This is a genomic window from Candidatus Falkowbacteria bacterium, from assembly GCA_016699775.1.
GTDB lineage: Bacteria > Patescibacteriota > Patescibacteriia > Patescibacteriales > Patescibacteriaceae > Patescibacterium > Patescibacterium danicum.
This window is the reverse complement of the sequence record CP065010.1, coordinates 554,328-573,229: the sequence shown is the minus strand read 5'-3', so window position 1 is coordinate 573,229 and position 18,902 is coordinate 554,328. Positions and strand designations below refer to the sequence as shown.

At 37.6% G+C, this 18,902-nt stretch carries 27 protein-coding genes and 1 pseudogene; all 28 read left to right on the top strand.

The annotated features are described in order from the left end of the window. The first annotated feature begins 78 nt into the window (after window positions 1-78). The gene (locus IPN41_02965) at window positions 79-768 is read left to right on the top strand and encodes a site-2 protease family protein (protein QQS60063.1); all 690 of its coding nucleotides are present in this window, start codon (window positions 79-81) and stop codon (window positions 766-768) included. A gap of 1,274 nt (window positions 769-2,042) precedes the next feature. Beyond that, complete coding sequence (rpsL, locus tag IPN41_02960) at window positions 2,043-2,462, top strand: 30S ribosomal protein S12 (protein ID QQS60062.1); 420 nt, start codon at window positions 2,043-2,045, stop codon at window positions 2,460-2,462. A gap of 91 nt (window positions 2,463-2,553) precedes the next feature. Beyond that, window positions 2,554-3,021 carry a 30S ribosomal protein S7 gene (gene rpsG / locus IPN41_02955; GenBank protein ID QQS60061.1) on the top strand — a complete coding sequence of 156 codons (468 nt, stop codon included), beginning with the start codon at window positions 2,554-2,556 and terminating at the stop codon, window positions 3,019-3,021. A 73-nt stretch (window positions 3,022-3,094) separates the two neighbouring features. Further along, on the top strand, window positions 3,095-5,182 hold the full coding sequence (gene fusA, locus IPN41_02950; GenBank protein ID QQS60060.1) for an elongation factor G: 2,088 nt from the start codon (window positions 3,095-3,097) through the stop codon (window positions 5,180-5,182). Between the two features lie 86 nt (window positions 5,183-5,268). Next, window positions 5,269-5,661: a hypothetical protein gene (locus IPN41_02945; GenBank protein QQS60059.1), complete on the top strand. Its 393-nt coding sequence runs from the start codon at window positions 5,269-5,271 to the stop codon at window positions 5,659-5,661. Between the two features lie 56 nt (window positions 5,662-5,717). Then, a complete protein-coding gene (tuf, locus tag IPN41_02940; protein ID QQS60058.1) occupies window positions 5,718-6,905 on the top strand; it encodes an elongation factor Tu in 1,188 nt (395 codons plus the stop codon). Between the two features lie 87 nt (window positions 6,906-6,992). Then, window positions 6,993-7,351, top strand: a pseudogene (gene rpsJ / locus IPN41_02935) (30S ribosomal protein S10). Between the two features lie 207 nt (window positions 7,352-7,558). Then, window positions 7,559-8,473: a 50S ribosomal protein L3 gene (rplC, locus tag IPN41_02930; protein ID QQS60057.1), complete on the top strand. Its 915-nt coding sequence runs from the start codon at window positions 7,559-7,561 to the stop codon at window positions 8,471-8,473. A gap of 1 nt (window position 8,474) precedes the next feature. After that, the gene (gene rplD, locus IPN41_02925) at window positions 8,475-9,122 is read left to right on the top strand and encodes a 50S ribosomal protein L4 (GenBank protein ID QQS60056.1); all 648 of its coding nucleotides are present in this window, start codon (window positions 8,475-8,477) and stop codon (window positions 9,120-9,122) included. Window positions 9,123-9,126: 4 nt separating this feature from the next. Then, window positions 9,127-9,561 carry a 50S ribosomal protein L23 gene (gene rplW, locus IPN41_02920; protein ID QQS60055.1) on the top strand — a complete coding sequence of 145 codons (435 nt, stop codon included), beginning with the start codon at window positions 9,127-9,129 and terminating at the stop codon, window positions 9,559-9,561. A gap of 4 nt (window positions 9,562-9,565) precedes the next feature. Beyond that, window positions 9,566-10,408, top strand: a complete 843-nt coding sequence (rplB, locus tag IPN41_02915; GenBank protein ID QQS60054.1) for a 50S ribosomal protein L2 — start codon at window positions 9,566-9,568, stop codon at window positions 10,406-10,408. An 8-nt stretch (window positions 10,409-10,416) separates the two neighbouring features. Then, window positions 10,417-10,701, top strand: a complete 285-nt coding sequence (rpsS, locus tag IPN41_02910; GenBank protein ID QQS60053.1) for a 30S ribosomal protein S19 — start codon at window positions 10,417-10,419, stop codon at window positions 10,699-10,701. 8 nt (window positions 10,702-10,709) lie between these two features. Then, window positions 10,710-11,276 (top strand): 50S ribosomal protein L22, encoded by a 567-nt coding sequence (gene rplV, locus IPN41_02905; protein ID QQS60052.1) that lies wholly within the window; start codon window positions 10,710-10,712, stop codon window positions 11,274-11,276. Between the two features lie 8 nt (window positions 11,277-11,284). Then, window positions 11,285-11,977 carry a 30S ribosomal protein S3 gene (gene rpsC / locus IPN41_02900; GenBank protein ID QQS60051.1) on the top strand — a complete coding sequence of 231 codons (693 nt, stop codon included), beginning with the start codon at window positions 11,285-11,287 and terminating at the stop codon, window positions 11,975-11,977. Window positions 11,978-11,985: 8 nt separating this feature from the next. Continuing rightward, a complete protein-coding gene (rplP, locus tag IPN41_02895) occupies window positions 11,986-12,393 on the top strand; it encodes a 50S ribosomal protein L16 (protein QQS60050.1) in 408 nt (135 codons plus the stop codon). A 4-nt stretch (window positions 12,394-12,397) separates the two neighbouring features. Then, window positions 12,398-12,580 carry a 50S ribosomal protein L29 gene (locus IPN41_02890; protein ID QQS60049.1) on the top strand — a complete coding sequence of 61 codons (183 nt, stop codon included), beginning with the start codon at window positions 12,398-12,400 and terminating at the stop codon, window positions 12,578-12,580. Between the two features lie 37 nt (window positions 12,581-12,617). Then, a complete protein-coding gene (gene rpsQ / locus IPN41_02885; GenBank protein ID QQS60805.1) occupies window positions 12,618-12,863 on the top strand; it encodes a 30S ribosomal protein S17 in 246 nt (81 codons plus the stop codon). Between the two features lie 5 nt (window positions 12,864-12,868). Continuing rightward, a complete protein-coding gene (gene rplN / locus IPN41_02880) occupies window positions 12,869-13,240 on the top strand; it encodes a 50S ribosomal protein L14 (GenBank protein QQS60048.1) in 372 nt (123 codons plus the stop codon). 14 nt (window positions 13,241-13,254) lie between these two features. Next, window positions 13,255-13,581, top strand: coding sequence for a 50S ribosomal protein L24 (locus IPN41_02875; protein ID QQS60047.1), 327 nt, complete (start codon window positions 13,255-13,257; stop codon window positions 13,579-13,581). Between the two features lies 1 nt (window position 13,582). Then, window positions 13,583-14,125 (top strand): 50S ribosomal protein L5, encoded by a 543-nt coding sequence (rplE, locus tag IPN41_02870; GenBank protein ID QQS60046.1) that lies wholly within the window; start codon window positions 13,583-13,585, stop codon window positions 14,123-14,125. Between the two features lie 9 nt (window positions 14,126-14,134). After that, the gene (locus IPN41_02865; protein ID QQS60045.1) at window positions 14,135-14,320 is read left to right on the top strand and encodes a type Z 30S ribosomal protein S14; all 186 of its coding nucleotides are present in this window, start codon (window positions 14,135-14,137) and stop codon (window positions 14,318-14,320) included. Between the two features lie 13 nt (window positions 14,321-14,333). Continuing rightward, entirely contained in the window at window positions 14,334-14,735 is a 402-nt protein-coding gene (gene rpsH, locus IPN41_02860) for a 30S ribosomal protein S8 (protein QQS60044.1), read from the top strand. 10 nt (window positions 14,736-14,745) lie between these two features. Further along, window positions 14,746-15,291 carry a 50S ribosomal protein L6 gene (gene rplF / locus IPN41_02855; protein ID QQS60043.1) on the top strand — a complete coding sequence of 182 codons (546 nt, stop codon included), beginning with the start codon at window positions 14,746-14,748 and terminating at the stop codon, window positions 15,289-15,291. A 9-nt stretch (window positions 15,292-15,300) separates the two neighbouring features. After that, a complete protein-coding gene (locus IPN41_02850; protein QQS60042.1) occupies window positions 15,301-15,651 on the top strand; it encodes a 50S ribosomal protein L18 in 351 nt (116 codons plus the stop codon). Window positions 15,652-15,662: 11 nt separating this feature from the next. Beyond that, window positions 15,663-16,319, top strand: coding sequence for a 30S ribosomal protein S5 (gene rpsE / locus IPN41_02845; protein QQS60041.1), 657 nt, complete (start codon window positions 15,663-15,665; stop codon window positions 16,317-16,319). A 62-nt stretch (window positions 16,320-16,381) separates the two neighbouring features. Next, complete coding sequence (locus IPN41_02840; protein QQS60040.1) at window positions 16,382-16,819, top strand: 50S ribosomal protein L15; 438 nt, start codon at window positions 16,382-16,384, stop codon at window positions 16,817-16,819. 5 nt (window positions 16,820-16,824) lie between these two features. After that, complete coding sequence (gene secY / locus IPN41_02835; protein QQS60039.1) at window positions 16,825-18,093, top strand: preprotein translocase subunit SecY; 1,269 nt, start codon at window positions 16,825-16,827, stop codon at window positions 18,091-18,093. Between the two features lie 132 nt (window positions 18,094-18,225). Then, window positions 18,226-18,900, top strand: coding sequence for a nucleoside monophosphate kinase (locus tag IPN41_02830; GenBank protein QQS60038.1), 675 nt, complete (start codon window positions 18,226-18,228; stop codon window positions 18,898-18,900). Window positions 18,901-18,902: the final 2 nt, after the last annotated feature.

The window sequence follows — 18,902 nt, the reverse complement described above, 5'->3', positions numbered from 1 at the left end:
TGTCATCCGCACCTGTCTGCCGGAAGGCAGGCGAAGGCGGGGAACTGGATTTTTGATTTGTATGGTAAAATTACAATTATGATTCTAACTATTCTCTCAATTATTGTTTTAGTATTTTCAGCTATTATTCATGAGTATGCTCATGGTTGGATGGCTAAGCGCCTTGGTGACGATACTGCAGAACGAGAGGGGAGATTAACACTTAACCCGTTAAAGCATCTTGATCCAGTGGGGTCAGTTATTCTTCCTTTGCTATTAGTGTTGACGAAAGCTAGTTTCTTTTTTGCTTGGGCTAAACCAGTGCCATATAATCCAAATAATTTACGAGACCATAGATATGGGGATTTAAAAGTAGCATTGGCGGGACCGGGCTCAAATATTATTTTAGCTTTATTTTTTGGCCTAATTGCTCGGTTTATACCCACAGCAGAAGGAGCCAAAGTTACGCTTTTAACCGCTTTTTTTCAAGGAAATACAGCTCTAATTTCGTCATTAACTTATAGTTCGCTAACCACCAGTCTTTGCCTACTGGCAATGATTATCTGTTATATTAACCTAGCTTTAGCCATTTTTAACCTTATTCCAATACCTCCTTTGGATGGTTCAAAGATTCTTTTTACCTTTCTACCAACCCGTGGACGTGAATTGTTTTATAGGGTTGAGCAGTATGGGTTTATTATACTAATTTTTCTTATTATGGCCGGGGCCTTAAGCTTTGCCAGTACTATCGTTTTTTGGATATTTGCACTTCTGACGGGCATCATTTAAGTCTTGACTTCATTTTTGTTTTTTATTTTCCTTTCTTCTCCCCCCCCACCCCCCCCCCCCCTTCCTCCTTTCCTTCCCCCCCTCCCCTTTTTTTTTTCCCCCCCCCCCCCCTTGGGTTCCCCCCCCCCCCCCCCCCCCCCTTTTTTTCCTCCCCCCCCCTCTCTTATAAGGGCTCTTTTCCTCCCTTTTCCCCGGGGGGCCCTTCCTGCACCCTCTTTTTTTTTTTGGGGGGCGGGGTTCCCCCGTTTTCCCCTCTTTTTTCTTTTTTTTTTTTAATTCCTTTTTTTTTTTCTTTTTCTCCCTCTTTTTTTTTTTTTTTTTCTCCCCCAAAAAAAAATACCTACTTCCCCCCCCAACCAACGGAGCCAACCCCCCCCCCCAAGGAAAAAACGACAAAAAAAAAGAAAAACGGACAACTTAAAACTTAACCCTTTTCACAATTTCTTCAATTTTCTTTTTTCTCCCTTTTTGCTTGTTCTCAGGCTGTTAATTTCCCGCCGAATTTTTGAAAACTAATTAAAAAAAAAATAAATAAAAAAAAAAAATTAATTATAAAAAAGTAATGGTTTATCTTTTGTCCCATACCTTATTTTCGATTTCCAAACGGACCCCCAAAATTTTTTCGGCCAACCCCCCCAAAAAACTTTCTCCTCTCCCAACTCCCCCACTTTTTACCCCCCCCAACCCGGTTCACGGGGGGGGGACGGAAAGGAAAAGTTGCTTAATAAAAAATTTTTAAGTTTTCATTTAACAAATTACCAACAGGACGGCCCGGGGGAGAGAACGGCCGGCCCCCAGGCCCGGAGGAGGGCCCTACGGGGACACCAAAAGCCCCAAAAAACCCTCCAGAGCGCCCACACGGGCCGGCGGGGGGGGGCCGGCAGGGGACTGATAATTATAAAAATTATTAAAAAATAATTAATAACCAAGGAGGGAAAAACCCCCCAGGGGGGAGGGGGGGGGGCGGGCACCGAAAAGGGATTAAAAAAATATTTTTTATTTTTTTTTAAATAAAAAAAAACCCCCCGGGGGGGGCCCGGGGAATTTATAAAAAAATAAAAAAAAAAAAAAAAAAATTTTAAATTATTGCAAAATTCTGGGGGGGTTTTTTTTTTTTTATTTTTTTTTTACCTTTTTTTTTTTTAATAATTTAAAAAAAAAAAAAAATTTTTTTTATTAAATAGAAATCCCTTTTGACTTCATTTTAAGCTTCTGTTATATTTACTATCATCCCGATTGTTCGGGTATTTATTTTATGAAAATTTTACGGCACTATGCCAACAATCAATCAATTAATTAAACAGGGACGACATAGTATTAAGACTAAAAGTAAATCTCCAGCCTTAAAGCTTACACTGGACACTTTACATCGTCGCAAAAAAATCACCGTTAATGGCGCTCCTTTTAAGCGAGGCGTATGTTTAAAAGTAACTACAACTACACCAAAAAAGCCAAACTCAGCTTTACGTAAAATTGCCCGTGTTCGTTTATCAAACGGCATGGAAGTTACTGCTTATATCCCAGGAATTGGTCACAACTTACAAGAACACTCAATTGTATTAATTAAAGGTGGTCGTACGAAAGATTTACCAGGTGTCCGTTATAAAATTATCCGTGGTGTCTATGATGCTCAAGGAGTTGAAGCTCGACGCCAAAGCCGTTCTCGATACGGTAATAAAAAACCGAAAAAATAGTTTAATGTTATAAAGTTGTAAAGTTGAAGGAAAGATTAGAATTCCACTTTATAGCTTTATAACATTATAACCTTATAAACCATTACATTCTATGAGAGGAAAGCCAGCGCCTAAAAGAAAAATTCAGCCAGATGTTCGTTATAACGACCTGGAAATAGCTAAATTCATTAACTATATAATGAGTCGTGGTAAAAAAGCCGTTGCTCAGAAAGTAGTGTATGATTGTTTTGATATTATTAAAGATAGATCAAAACAAGATCCTCGCCACGTTTTTAATAAAGCTTTAAAAATGGTTACTCCTTTATTAGAAGTTCGTGGTCGTCGTGTTGGTGGTGCAAACTATCAGATCCCATACCAAGTTCGTGGTGATCGTCGTTTTATGCTTGGTTGCCGTTGGATGATTGAAGCTGCACGTTCTCGCAAAGGCAAACCAATGGCTGAAAAGCTAGCTGTTGAAATTCTTGATACTGCTAAAGGAGAAAGTGCTTCTATTAAAAAGAAACTTGAAGTCCAGAGAATGGCTGAAGCAAACAAAGCTTTCGCTCATTTTGCTCGATAATTGTTTAGTATAACTTTAGATCCCCGCCTTCGCGGGGACATGCTTTTTAACTTCCTACTTTTAACTCTATTATATGGCACGTGAATATACTTTAGAAAATACAAGAAATATTGGTATCATGGCACACATTGATGCTGGAAAAACTACGTTTACAGAACGTGTGCTTTTTTATACCGGAAAAAAGCATAAAATCGGAGAAGTTCATGAAGGCGCAGCTGAAATGGACTGGATGGAACAAGAAAAAGAAAGAGGAATTACTATCACTTCTGCAGCCACAACCTGTTTCTGGCATGATAACCGTATTAACATTATTGATACCCCTGGTCACGTTGACTTTACTGTTGAAGTAGAGCGTTCTCTACGCGTTCTTGATGGCGCTGTAGCTGTGTTTGACGGCGCTGCAGGTGTTGAACCGCAGTCTGAAACAGTTTGGCGTCAAGCTGACAAATATCACGTTCCTCGTCTTTGTTTTGTTAACAAAATGGATAAAATGGGTGGTGATTTTTATATGAGTTTAAAGTCAATCCGTGATCGTTTAAACCCTCGCGCAGTAGCAATCCAGTTGCCTATTGGTGCCGAAGACACAATGCGCGGTGTTATTGATTTAATTGAGCAAAAAGCCTTTGAATTCAAAGGACAAAACGGTGAACAGATTACTGAAATTGAAATTCCGGCTGATATGAAAGAAAAAGTTGATGCTCATCGTCATGAAATGATTGAAAGAGTTGTTGAATCTGATGAAACTTTAACTGAAAAATATTTAGGTGGAGAAGAGATAACTGTTGATGAAATAAAAAAAGCTTTACGCAAAGCAGTTATCAAAAATGAAATATACCCAGTATTATGTGGAACTGCCTTAAAAAATATTGGTGTTCAATTAGTTCTTGATGCAGTTAATAATTATTTACCTTCTCCTTTAGATGTGCCACCAATTGAGGCTATGGATCCTGATGATACAACAAAAAAAATTGAAGTTCCAGTTAATGACGACGCGCCTTTTTCTGCGTTAGCTTTTAAAATTGCTACGGATCCATTTGTTGGAAAATTATGTTTCGTTCGTGTGTATAGCGGTGTGCTTAAGTCTGGCTCATATGTTTTAAACTCTAAAACTGGAAAAAAAGAGCGTATTGGTCGTTTGGTTCGTATGCATGCCAATCACCGCGAAGAAATTGAAGCAATTTACTCTGGAGATATTGCCGCTGTTATTGGTTTAAAAGATACATTTACTGGAAACACATTATGTGATGTTGATCACCCAGTGTTATTAGAAACTATTACATTTCCAGAACCAGTTATTAAAATTGCCGTTGAACCAAAAACTAAAGCTGACCAAGAAAAAATGGGCATGGCTTTATCTCGTTTAGCTGAGGAAGATCCAACTTTTAGAGTTGAATCTGATGAAGAAACAAATCAAACTTTAATTTCAGGAATGGGTGAATTACACTTGGATATTATTGTTGACCGTATGAAGCGTGAATTTAATGTTGAAGCAAACATTGGTCAACCACAAGTATCATACCGAGAAACAATTAAACAAAGCGCTGAGGCTGAAGGTAAGTATATTAAGCAGTCAGGTGGTCGAGGACAATATGGTCATTGTTGGTTACGAATTGAACCACAAAAAGCAGGTGCTGGTTCAATGTTTGTTGATGAAGTAAAAGGTGGAAACATTCCTCGTGAATATATCCCGGCCATTGAAAAAGGCTTTAAAGAAGCTTTGGATAAAGGAATTGTTGCTGGTTACCCTATGGTAGATGTTAAAGCTTCAGTTTTTGAAGGTTCATATCACGAAGTTGACTCTTCAGAAGCTGCTTTCAAAATGGCTGGAATCCTAGCTTTTAAAGAAGCTTGCCGTAAAGCAAACCCTGTATTACTAGAACCAATTATGAAAGTTGAAGTAACAACACCGGAAGAATATATGGGAAATGTAATTGGAGACTTAAACTCTAAGAGAGGTCAAATTGACCAGATGAATGATAGAGGTAATTTAAAGGTTATTGACGCCAAGGTGCCTTTGGCAGAAATGTTTGGCTATGCTACTCAACTGCGCTCTATGAGCCAAGGTAGAGCCAACTACAGCATGGAGTTCCTTCATTACAATGAAGTACCTCGCCATGCCGCTGAAGCCATTATTGGTCAGGTCGGTAAAGATAAAAAATAACAGATATTCACAATTTTAGGATTGACGGGGTTTATTGTATTAGTTACAATGTACAAATCCCATCTATCAAGAATTAAGCCTAAAGTATGTCAGATCGCCTACAACGTCTCATACACTTGATTAACAAGACCGGAGACAAGCTTATTGTTTTTGATCAGCAAAACCCTGATAATTGTTATGTTATTTCTGGTCTTTCAGATTATGAACATATAGTTAAAGAGGGTAGTGATATTAAGGGCTTGACAGAAGATGAGCTTATTGATAAAATAAACCGCGATATTGCTATTTGGAAAAATGGGCAAGTTCAAGGCTCAGAATTTTCTGATTTCTCTCAAGAATATACCGGAAATCAGGAGAATGTTGAGTCTGAAATTTCTCAATCTTGGAGTCCGCCAAAACCTAGTTTTGAGCGTCAAGTAGCAAAGAATAACTGGACTATTCCTGAATCCCGTCGCCGAGAGGCAGATTTAAATATATAAAAAAAGATCCCCGCTTTTGCGAGGACAAGCTTTAAACTTTAACTAAAAAAATATATATGGCAGAAAAATTTGACCGTTCAAAAACTCATGTGAACGTTGGAACAATTGGCCACGTTGACCATGGTAAAACGACTTTAACAGCCGCTTTACTAAAAGTTTTAGCAACTAAAGGTTTGGCAGCATCTGATAAGGGTGTTGATCAAATTGACGCTGCTCCAGAAGAAAAAGCTCGTGGTATTACTATTGCTACAGCTCACGTTGAGTATGAATCAGAAAACCGTCACTATGCTCACGTTGACTGTCCTGGTCACGCTGACTATGTAAAAAACATGATTACCGGAGCTGCTCAAATGGACGGAGCTATTTTGGTAGTTTCTGCTACTGATGGACCTATGCCTCAAACCAGAGAGCACATTTTGTTAGCTCGTCAGGTTGGTGTGCCATATATCATTGTTTTCCTTAACAAGTGCGATATGGTTGAAGACAAAGAATTAATCGACTTAGTTGAAGAAGAAGTTAAGGACCTTTTGAAGAAATATGAATTCCCAGGCGACACAACTCCAATTATTCGTGGAAGTGCTTTGAAAGCTTTAGAAAATCCAACTGGTGAATACGGAGATGCAGTTATGCAACTTGTAAAAGCTCTTGATGAATATATTCCAGACCCAGTTCGTGATACTGAAAAACCATTCCTATTACCAATTGAAGATATTTTCTCAATTGAAGGTCGTGGAACAGTTGTAACTGGTCGTGTTGAAAGAGGTATTATTAAAGTTGGTGATGAAGTTGAAATTGTTGGACTTGCTGACACAACTAAAACAACCGTTACTGGTATTGAAATGTTTAACAAGCAACTTGATCAAGGTCAGGCTGGTGATAATGCCGGATTATTACTTCGTGGAACAAAGAAAGATGATGTTCAACGTGGACAGGTTCTTGCTAAGACTGGCTCAGTAACTCCACATACAGAATTTGAAAGTGAAGTCTATATCTTAAGCAAAGAAGAAGGTGGACGACATAAGCCATTTTTCAAAGGTTATAAGCCACAATTCTATATCAGAACTACAGACGTTACTGGTGAAGTTGAATTGCCAGCAGGCACAGAAATGGTCATGCCTGGTGATACTGTTAACTTAAACATTAAGTTAATTTCACCTGTCGCCTTAGAAGAAAAGCAACGTTTTGCTATTCGTGAAGGTGGCCGTACCGTTGGTGCTGGTGTAGTAGTAAAAATTATTAAGTAAAGATAGATCCCTTCGGTCAGTTGACCGAGGGGGTAATCTGTACTTAACATTAATAAGTCAGAAATACATTATTTAGAATTTCACCGTATGACCGAAGTTACGAGCAAGCCAGTTGTTAAAGCAGCAGCGCCTGCTACCGATTTTAAACAACGAGTTAGAATTAAGATTCGTTCGTTTGATCACAAAATCATTGACCAGTCTACAAAAATTATTGTTCAGACTGTTAAACGAACTGGAGCCCATCTATATGGCCCAATTCCTTTACAAACAGAAAAAAAAAGTATACTGTCAATGCGTCAACTTTTGTTCATAAAGATGCTCGTGACCAGTTTGAAATGAGAACTCACAAGCGTTTATTGGACATTATTGAACCTTCAGCCGCTACGATTGAAGCTTTAAGTAATTTAAATTTGCCTACGGGCGTTGATATTGAAATCAAAATGTAAAAAACCGATATGGTGTTATTTGCTTAATCTCGCAATTGCGAGCAGTGGGCAGAGAACTAGCCATACCGAGAAGGAACAACATAAATCAAGCATTCATTTCTATCGTCACAATTTGCTGTATAGCAACAAACAAGTTAACGTAGTGTTAACTTATAAGACGCATAAAGATGACTGGTTTATGAAAACCGGTTTTTATTTTTTCTACATATGAAATTCATTCTTGGAAAAAAAGTGAATATGACACAGATTTGGCAAGGGGAAACGGTTATACCGGTGACTCAGATTGAAGCTGGTCCTTGCACTGTTATTCAATTAAAAAATTCTGAAAAAGATGGCTATTCTGCTGTTCAGGTTGGTTATGGTAAGCGTCGAGCAAGTTTAATTACTAAACCATTACGTGGACATTTTAAAAATTTAGGTGATTTTCGTTTTGTTCGTGAATTCAGACTTCCAGCTAGTGAAACTGCCTCTGAACTAAAAGCTGGTGATACAATATCTGTAAAAACTTTTAAACCAGGTGATACATTAACCATCACAGGCACCTCAAAAGGTAAAGGTTTTCAAGGAGTTGTTAAGCGTCATGGTTTTCATGGTCAGGATGCAACTCATGGTAATAAAGATCAATTGCGTATGTCTGGATCAGTTGGAGCCGGTGGTGTCCAACACGTTTTTAAAGGTATGCGTATGGGAGGCCGTATGGGTGGCGATAGAGTAACTCTGCATGATGTAAAAATTGTTTCTGTTGACGAAGCAACTAACACTATTTTCATTAAAGGAGCAATCCCAGGTGCTCGTAATGGACTAGTCCTATTATCCGGCAACGGTGACTTAGAACTTGGTTTACCAGAAGCAAAAGTTGAAGAACCTGTTGTAGCCGAAGAAACTGCAAACCTTGAAGAGGGAAGTGAAGCCACTACTGAAACTACTGAAGTTACAGAGACTCCTGTTGAACTAGTTGTAGAGTCAGAAGTTGTTGAAGAAGTAAAAGAAGCAGAAAATCCAGAGGTTGAAACAAAAGAAGCAGAAGCTCAGGTTGTTGTAGAAACAGCTGAAGCGGAAACTAAGGTTACATCTGAAGAAGAAGTAGAGCCTACAAAAACTGAAACACCATCTAATAGTTAATATGATTAAAGAAATCATCTACAACGAAAAAGGAGAAAATGTCGGTGAAACAGAACTTTCCGATAAAGTTTTTGGCCAACCAAAAAATGAAAGTTTAGTTCATCAAGCTGTTGTAGCTCAGAGAGCAAACGAACGTCAGGTTTTAGCACACACAAAAGACCGAAGTGAAGTTCGCGGTGGTGGAAAAAAGCCTTGGCGACAGAAAGGAACTGGTCGTGCTCGTGTTGGTTCAAGCCGAAGTCCAATTTGGATTGGTGGTGGTGTTACTTTTGGTCCAACAAAAGGCCGTAATTTTTCAAAAGGCTTGAATGTTAAAATGAAGCGACAGGCGTTGCGTGTGGCTTTATCCGATAAAGTTGCAAGCAAGCAGATGGCAATTTTAGATGAATTATCAATGACAGAATATAAGACTAAAGTTTTTAATGCACTTGTTGAAAATATGAAGACTAAGGTTTTTACAGCTGATAAAACTAGTATGTTGATTATTGAAAATATGCCAGAAGGAATGGTAAAAAATTCTGCCCGTAACTTACAAGGTGTAAAATTATTAGGTGTTGATAATATTAACTTGGTTGATGTTTTAAAATACCGTCATGTAGTAATTACCAAAAAGGCAATTGCTCAAATTGAAGAACGATATAAGAGTTAATTATATGGCAATATTTAAAACAGCAACAAAGAATAACAGTGATGAACCTAAGTCAAAGAAGACTGAGTCCGTTAATGGCGGAATGAAAACATTGTATGCTGAAGAAAATGCAAAAAATGCAGGTGCAGAAAAAAAGACAAATTCTAATAACCCATCTCAGGCTTACAGAGTTTTAGTTCGTCCATTGATTTCAGAAAAGGCTTCTCACCAACAATCATTAAACCAGTATTTTTTTGCAGTGGCACTTAATGCTAACCGGATTGAGGTTGCTAAAGCCGTTAAAGATGTATATGGTGTAACTCCAATTAAAGTTAATATTATTAGAAGTGAAGGTAAAGCTCGACGAATTGGTTCAACAATTGGTCGTCGAAAAGATTGGAAAAAAGCTATGGTAACCCTACCAAAGGGTAAAACTATTAGTCTATACGAAGGCGTATAATTATATGGCTATAAAAAAAGCACAACCAACAACTCCAGGACGTCGATCGGCAACTTTCGAAGATTTTTCTGATATTACTTCAAAGACTCCAGAACGTTCTTTGTTACTTTTCCGAAAGCAGCATGCTGGCCGAAATGCACAGGGTAAGATTACTGTTCGTCACCAAGGAGGCGGTGTTAAACGCTATATTCGTATTGTTGATTTTAAACGTGATAAACTTGATGTCCCAGGAATAGTAATAACCATTGAATATGACCCAAATCGTGGACCACGTATTGCTTTAGTAAATTATAAAGATGGCGAAAAGCGATATATTATTGCCCCAGTTGGAATGAGTGTTGGAATGGATATTATAAGTTCAAAAACCTTAGTTGAGCCAAAAGTTGGTAACACTATGCCTTTAGAATTTATTCCGGTTGGATTAGCAGTTCATAATGTAGAAATTGAACCAGGCCAAGGTGGTCGCTTAGCTCGCGGGGCAGGAAATTCAGTGTATGTCATGTCAGTTGAAAAGAAGTTTGCTCAGTTAAAATTACCATCTGGTGAAATTCGTTTGGTAAAGAAAGAATGTTTAGCCACTATTGGTCAAGTTGGAAATGCTGATCGTCGTCACGTTACATTGGGTAAAGCTGGTCGCAGTCGTTATCTTGGTGTTCGTCCAACAGTTCGTGGAACAGCTATGAACCCAAATGATCACCCACATGGTGGTGGTGAAGGTAATCAGCCTATCGGTTTAAAGCATCCAAAAACTAAATGGGGAAAGAATGCCTATGGTGTTAAAACTCGTTTAGGAAAAAAACATTCAAATAAATTAATTATTACTCGCCGAAATGGCAAGAAACTTTAATCAGCCTTATGTCTAGAAGTCTAAAAAAAGGACCATACGTTAATGAACGTCTCCAGAAAAGAGTGCTAAACCTTAAACCAGGTGATAAAACCGTTCTTAAGCTTTGGGATCGTGCTTCAACAATTACTCCTGAAATGGTTGGTTTTAACTTTGGTGTTCATAATGGTAAAGTACATATTCCAGTTCTAGTAACAGAAAATATGGTTGGACATAAGTTTGGTGAATTTTCCCCAACCAGAAAATTTGTTAGCCATGGTGGTAAGATGGCTAAAGAACAAGCTAAAGGTAAATAAATATTTATATGGAAGTAAAAGCATCAGCTCGCTATATTAAAATATCACCTCGTAAAGTACGGCTTGTTATTGGCTTGTTAAAAGGCCTTAAAGTTAAGCCAGCTTTGGATCAATTGCAATTTGTTGGTAAATTAGCAGCTATGCCTGTGCGCAAAGTGCTTGATTCAGCAGTAGCAAATGCAACCCATAACTTTGATTTAACTGAAGATAATTTGTATATTAAAGAAATTCGTGTTGATTGCGGTCCGGTTTTAAAACGTTGGTTGCCAAGAGCTCATGGTCGTGCTACTCCTTTGTTAAAGAGAATGAGCCATATTAATATAACTTTGGCTGAAATTAATGACAGTGGAGTTAAAACAGGACGAAAACAAAAAGTTGATGAACCAATGAAACTTGGCATAGCTCCAAAAGAAGACGAAGGAATTAAGTCCGCAGAAAAGCCAATTACTAAACCATCTGATACTTCTGAAGAAAAGGACAAGAAGATTATTGATCCACGACGTGAAGGACGTGGCGGTAAAGGTGGAGGTAAACAAGGGTTTACTTCAAAAATATTTAATCGAAAAGCTGGATAAAAATATATATGGGACAGAAAATCAATCCAAAAGTAATGCGCGTAGGTATAACCAGAACTTGGCCCTCCAAGTGGTTTGCCTCTTCTCGAGATTATATTGACCAACTTCGTCAAGATGTTTTAGTACGTAAATTTATTACTAAGCATTTACGTGAAGCAGGTATTGATCGCGTAGAGATTGAGCGCCCTTCTGGTAAAAAAATTGTTATTTCTATTTATACAGCTAAGCCTGGATTAATTATTGGTCGTGGTGGAGCAGGGATTGAAGATTTAAAGAAGAAGCTACATACAAAATTTTTGAAAAACTTTAAAACTGGTGAAATTAATGTAAATATTAATGAGGTAGATCGCCCTAATTTAAGCGCTCAAATTGTTGCTCAAGGAATGGTTTTGGAAATTGAGAAGCGTATGCCTTTTAAACGAGTTATGAAACAGGCAATGGGACGAGTTGAGCGATCAGGAGCACTTGGTGTAAAAGTTATGTTGTCTGGACGTTTAAATGGAGCAGAAATTGCCCGAAGAGAAATGTTGATTACAGGAAAATTGCCACTACAAACTTTGCGAGCTGATATTGATTATGCTCGAACTGCAGCTCAAACTACTTTTGGTTTGATTGGTGTTAAAGTTTGGATCTATCGTGGTGAAATTTTTGATCGTCACGAAGAAGCTGGCGAAGTTATTACTGAAAATGTTAAGAAATAAATTTTGATATGTTAGCACCAAAGAAAACCAAATTTAGAAAAACCCATAAAATGACACGAGGTGGCAAAGCAACTCGTCGGATTCATCTTGGCTTTGGTAGCTATGGACTAAAAAGTCTAGAAGGCTGCTGGGTAACAAGTCGCCAAATTGAAGCAGCTCGAAGAGTTATCACAAGATATGTTCAACGAACTGGTAAACTATGGATTAGAATATTTCCTGATAAGTCAGTAACGGCAAAAGGTGGAGAAATGCCTATGGGTAAAGGAAAAGGTCCAGTTGATCATTATGTTGCTATTGTTAAACCTGGTATGATTTTATTTGAAATTGAAGGTGTTACGGAAACTCAGGCTAGAGAGGCAATGACATTAGCTGCACATAAGTTGCCTGTTAAATGTAATTTTGTAAAAAAGCATTAATTATATGGAATTCAAGGAATTACAAGAAAAATCAAAGCCAGAACTGCATAAAATGTTGGCAGCTAGTCGTGAAAAGATTCGCGAACTACGTTTTAAAGATGCCAATAAGCAATTGAAACATGTTCGTTCAATCAGACGTGAACGTTTGCTGGTATCTCAGATTTTAACTTTGATCAACAAGCAATAATTATATGAAATCTACGAAAGAAACTACAATAAAATCTATGAATACAACACCGACTGCTCATCGAACTTTTAAGGGTATGGTTACAAGTGATAAAATGAACAAAACAATTGTGGTTGCTGTTGAATCTACTAAAATCCACCCAAAGTATAAAAAGCGATATATTTCTACAAGTCGATATAAGGTTCATGATGAAAAAAATCAGTTTCATGAAGGGGACAAAGTTACTTTTGTAGAATGTCGCCCATTAAGTAAAGATAAGCGCTGGCGCGTTTTGTATAACTAAATTGTATGATTCAAGTTCAAACAATGTTAAAAGTAGCCGATAATACAGGCGCCAAAAGCGTTCAGTGTATTCGTGTTCTTGGCGGTTATCGAAAGCGTTACGCCCATATTGGTGAACGTATTATTGTAACAGTTAAACAAGCTGTCCCGCACGCCATGGTAAAAAAGAGTGACGTTTTATTGGCTGTTGTAGTTAGACTTAAAAAAGAAATCCGCCGAGCTGATGGAAGTTATATCCGTTTTGATGAAAATGCTTGTGTTATCATTGATAAAAAAAATGGTGAACCACGGGGTAGTCGTATTTTTGGTCCAATTCCACGTGAAGTCCGAAAGGCCGGTTATGTAAAAATTGCTTCCTTAGCCCCTGAAGTTTTGTAAGTTTAGATATATATATGAATATTAAGAAAAATGATCAAGTAAAAATAATTGCCGGCAAGGATAAAGGCAAAACAGGAAAGGTTATTCAGATCTTTACTGAGACTGGGCGCGCTAGCGTTGAAGGCATTAATTTACTGATTAAACATTTACGACCACGAAAAAATGGTGAAAAGGGTCAACGAGTTGAATTTGCAGCTCCTTTAAACCTTTCTAATATAATGTTAGTTTGTCCAAAGTGTAACAAACCGACTCGTATTAGCCATTTATTGATTAAAGGTGAAGGTGGTAAAAAGGGCACAAAAGTTCGTGTCTGCACTAAATGTAAAGTAGCAATTGACTAATATGAAACTTAAAGAACAATACCAAAAAATAGTAAAACCAGCTTTGAAAGAAAAGTTTGGTTATGCAAACGACTTAGCCATTCCAAGAATTACAAAAATTTCTTTGAATGTCGGAGTTGGGCGTCTAACTAAAGATAAAGGTCAACTGGAAGCAGTTGCTCATAACATTGCCCGTATTACTGGTCAAAAGCCAATTATGGCAAAAGCTAAAAAATCAATTTCAGCATTTAAACTTCGTGAAGGTACAACTATTGGTGTAGCTGTCACTTTACGTGGTCAAAGAATGTATGACTTTTTAGAAAAACTGATTAAAGTTACGTTTCCTCGGGTTAGAGACTTTCGAGGTGTTGATCCAAAGAAAATGGATAAAACTGGAAATCTATCAATTGGTTTTAAGGAGCATATTGCTTTTCCAGAAATTAAAGCTGATGAAGTTGATAATATCCATGGTCTAGAAGTTAATATCACAACAACCGCAAAAAATGCAAAAGAAGGTTTGGAATTATTCCAATTATTGGGATTTCCTTTTAAGAAAGATAATTAGGCTATCAATATGGCAAGAAAAGCATTAATCGCAAAAGCAAAACGAGCACCAAAATTTAGCTCCCGAAAAGTCCGACGTTGTTGGCGTTGTGGTAGAAACCATGGCTATATGCGTGACTTTGATTTGTGCCGTATTTGTTTTCGAGAATTAGCTAATAATACTGATATGCCTGGAGTTACTAAGTCCAGCTGGTAAGCAATATAATTATATGATGGATCCAATAGCAGACATGCTCTCAAGAATCAGAAACGCTGCCGCTGTTCAAAAGGCGGAGATTGTTTTGCCAATGAGCAAGCTTAAATTTAATATTGCCAAGTTACTTGAAGAAAATGGTTGGGTAACTAAAGCTGAAGTTATTCCTCATGAAGGCAAGGATGGTTTTGATGAACTTAAAATAGTTTTGAAATATAAGCCTGATGGCAAACCAAAAATTGCTTCTCTTACTCGTATTAGTAAATCAAGCCGACGTGTCTATGTTGGCAAAGATGAATTACCTCGAGTGTTAAACAATCTAGGAATTGCAATTCTTTCAACTTCACAAGGCTTAATGACTAACCGCGAAGCCAGAAAGCGAAATTTGGGCGGGGAAGTTATTTGCGAAATTTACTAATTATACCAGTATGTCACGTCTAGGAAAACTACCAATTGAATTACCATCCGGCACTACTGCTGTTTTGGCTAACAATATATTAACGATTAAGTCGTCTAAAGGCGAGCTACATCAGGCTGTCCATAATCAAGTTACTGTTTCCTTAACGCCTGAAGATATTAAAGTCTCAGTGGCGAATCCAGATAATAAAAAAGAACGTGCAATGTGGGGATTGTTTTATAGTCTAATAAAGAATATGGTTATTGGTGTTAGCCAAGGTTATGAAAAAAAATTAGAAATTCAGGGAGTTGGATATAAAGTTGCTGGAGGCGGAAAAGCCATTAATTTAAGTTTAGGTTTTTCACACCCTGTTAATTTTGAAATGCCAACGGGAGTTGTGGCAGCCATTGAAGGTAATATTATAACTTTGACAAGCATTGATAAACAACTTGTTGGTGAAACAGCTGCTCAGATTCGACGTTTAAAAAAACCAGAACCATATAAAGGAAAAGGAATCCGTTATGTTGGCGAACAGGTTCGTCGCAAAGCTGGTAAAACTGCTGCCAAGAGCGCATAAGATATATATATGAATAAACAACAAGCTAAAATTACAAAAGTTCGACGACAACGAAGAATTCGTAAACAGATTTCTGGAACTTCAGCTCGTCCACGATTAAATGTTTCAAAGTCAAACACAAGTTTATATCTTCAATTAATTAATGATGAAACAGGTGTGACAATTGTCAGTGCTCATACTCGAGAACTTAAAGGTACTGTGAAAAAAGTTGAGGCAGCAGCTGCTCTTGGAAAATTACTGGCTGAAAAAGCAATTGCTAAGAAAATTTCAAGTGTGGTCTTTGATCGTGGAGGAAATAGATATACTGGTCGTATTAAGGCGGCCGCTGATGGTGCTCGTGAAGGCGGGCTGCAATTTTAATTTTGAAACGTATGAATGAACAAGAAATAACAACAAGCAGTCAAGCAAATTCTGATCAAGGTCAGACTTCTTCTCGTGGCGCTGGTCGTGATAATCGATCACGTCGAGGCGGTGGGGGTGGAGCTGGTCGTGGTCCACGTCGTGGCGGTGGTCGTCATGAAGAAAAACCAGCTGATGAATTTGAACAAAGAATTGTTGATATCGCTCGAGTAACCCGTGTTATGGCCGGAGGAAAGCGTATGCGTTTTCGTGCCTGTGTAGCTATTGGTGATAAGAAAGGTAAAGTAGCCATTGGTCTAGCAAAGGGTGCAGACGTTACCTTAGCTGTAGCAAAGGCTGTAAATCAAGCAAAAAAAGATATGGTAACTGTGCCAATGGTAAATCAAACTATTCCTCACTCCGTTGATCAATGGTTTGGGGCTGCTCATGTCTTACTAAAGCCAGCAGCCGTTGGACGTGGTATTATAGGAGGAGGTATTGTTCGTACTATTTTGGAATTAACGGGAGTCAACAATGTAACTAGTAAAATTCTAGGAACTAATAATAAGGTTAATAATGCCAAATGTGTTATTGAAGCCTTGAAATCATTACGAACTCCAAAAAAGCAACCAGTTACTGATAAGAATAAAGAAGAAGTAGTTAAAGCAGAACCAGTAGAAACTAAATAGATTATACATTCTTGTTTTACAATATTATAAACCTTATAACTTTCCACTTTTAACTATTGCATATGTCACTTTCACTCTCAAATCTTAAAACAATTAAAAGCAATAAAACTCGCAAGCGTGTGGGGCGTGGTAATGCGTCTGGGCATGGTACATATAGTACTCGAGGTTTAAAAGGCCAAAAATCACGTTCGGGTGTTAGTGGTTTAAAGCGTTTGGGTATGAAAAAACAGATGTTAAGTATTCCAAAAAAACGAGGCTTTACTTCATATCAATCAAAAGCTCAGCCAATTACCTTATCTCAACTTAATCGTCATTTCAAAGATGGAGCAGTAATTAATGCTCAAGTTTTATTACGATCAAATCTAGTATCAACTGTTAAGGGACGAATTAAAGTTTTAGCTCAAGGAACTTTGACTATAAAAAATCTTAAACTAAGTGGCCTGCTTTTTTCAGCTGGTGCCCGTGAACAGATTGAAAAAAATGGTGGCATAATTTCCTAATTTCTATGGAAAAAATAGCCAAAATTTGGAGAGATAAAGATATCAGAAAAAGTATAATCTTTGTGTTAGCAATGCTAGCAATTTTTAGACTTGCGGCGCATATTCCTGTTCCTGGTGTTGATCCAGCGGCTCTTCGTCAGTTTTTTTCCTCAAATGAAATTTTAGGTTTATTAAATCTTTTTTCTGGAGGTGGAATGGAAAATTTTTCTATTGTTATGATGGGCGTTGGTCCATATATTACTTCGTCAATTATTTTTCAGCTCTTAGCCATGTTGATTCCAAAACTTGAAGAAATGAACAAGGAAGAAGCTGGAAGACAAAAAATTAATATGTGGACTCGTTGGGCAACTGTTCCCTTTGCTCTTATTCAGTCCTACGCTATGATCTCCTTACTCAGAAATTCTGGAACAGTAATTCTACCCGAATTACCGGTTTTTGATTTAGTAAGTATCATGTTAACAGTTACGGCTGGTACTATTTTCTTAATGTGGCTTGGAGAATTAATCAGCGAAAAAAAGATTGGAAATGGTATTTCTCTATTAATTTTTGCCGGTATTATCTCGGGTTTACCAACCGCTTTACAACAAGTATTTGTAAACTATGATCCTTCACAGCTTTTCACGTTAATTGGCATGCTCGTAATCGTCATCATTACTGTTGTGGGTGTGGTAGTTATAAATGAAGGTCAACGTAATGTTCCAATTCAATACGCCAGACAAATGCGCGGTAATCGTGCTTTTGGTGGTTCAACAACTCATCTGCCATTACGAGTTAACATGGCTGGTGTAATTCCAATTATCTTTGCCATATCAGTTCTACTATTCCCCTCAATGACAGCTCAATTCTTTGTAAATGCTCGAAGCACTCGAATTGCTGAAGCTGCTCAATGGGTGATTTCAGTTTTCCAAAATCAATTAGTCTATGGTATTAGTTACTTTGTCTTAGTAGTTGCCTTTACTTATTTTTATACTGAAATCGTCTTCAAGCCAGATCAGATTGCTGAAAATTTACAAAAGCAAGGTGGTTTTATCCCTGGTATTCGACCAGGTCGCCATACCTCAGAATATCTTGCCAATACTACGCATAAAATTATTTTTGCTGGTGCTTTATTCTTAGGTATTATTGCTATTTTGCCTTTAGTCATGCAGTATTTCTCAGGTATTCAATCCTTGGCTATTGGTGGTACTAGTTTATTGATTGTGGTATCGGTAGTTATTGAAAGTGTTAAACAGCTTGAAGCTCAGCTCTCAATGCGCGAATATACAATGGATTAGACTTGTTACGTATTTATACAAAAGCCCCTTGTTTAATTAATGAGGGGTTTTTTGTTTTATTATTTTGATTTTGCATTGAAATTTAGTCATATATGTTATACTATAATCATCTAATTATTCACTATTAACATCATGCCACGCACAATTTTAGTCTTTATCGGCCCTCCTGGATCAGGTAAAGGGACTCAATCAGATATGCTTTCCGAGCTCACAGACTTACCAGCCATTTCCACTGGTGAGCTACTTCGTCATGAACAAAAAGTTGGAAGTTCACTTGGCCGAAAAGTGAGGGGATTAATGAGTAGTGGGAAAATGGTTTCGGCAACTTTGGTTGACCATTTATTAAAACTTCGGTTATCAAAGCCAGATACAAAAAAAGGTTTTATGATTGATGGCTATCCTCGTAATGAATATCAATTTCGTAATTTATTAAAACTAATCAAAGGTGATGATCGCCTTTATTTTATTGAATTTCAAGTACCCGATCGTGAAGTGGTTACCAGATTGTCAGGGCGTCGGATTTGCGATTGCGGGGCTTCTTACCATATAATGTATAACCCTCCAAAAAACGCTGGGAAATGTGATTTATGTGGCAATACACTTCGACAGCGGGCTGATGACAAACCAGGAGTGATTAGAACGAGGCTTAAAGAATATCATAGCTCAATTAAGCCACTACTTGAAAAAGCCAGTGGACGAGGTTCAATTATTATTGTTGATGGAGAGCGTTCAATCGCAACAATTAACCAAGAGTTAAAAAAACAGTTAAAGAGTTTTGGGGTTCTAAAAAAGAAAACAAGTAAATAATG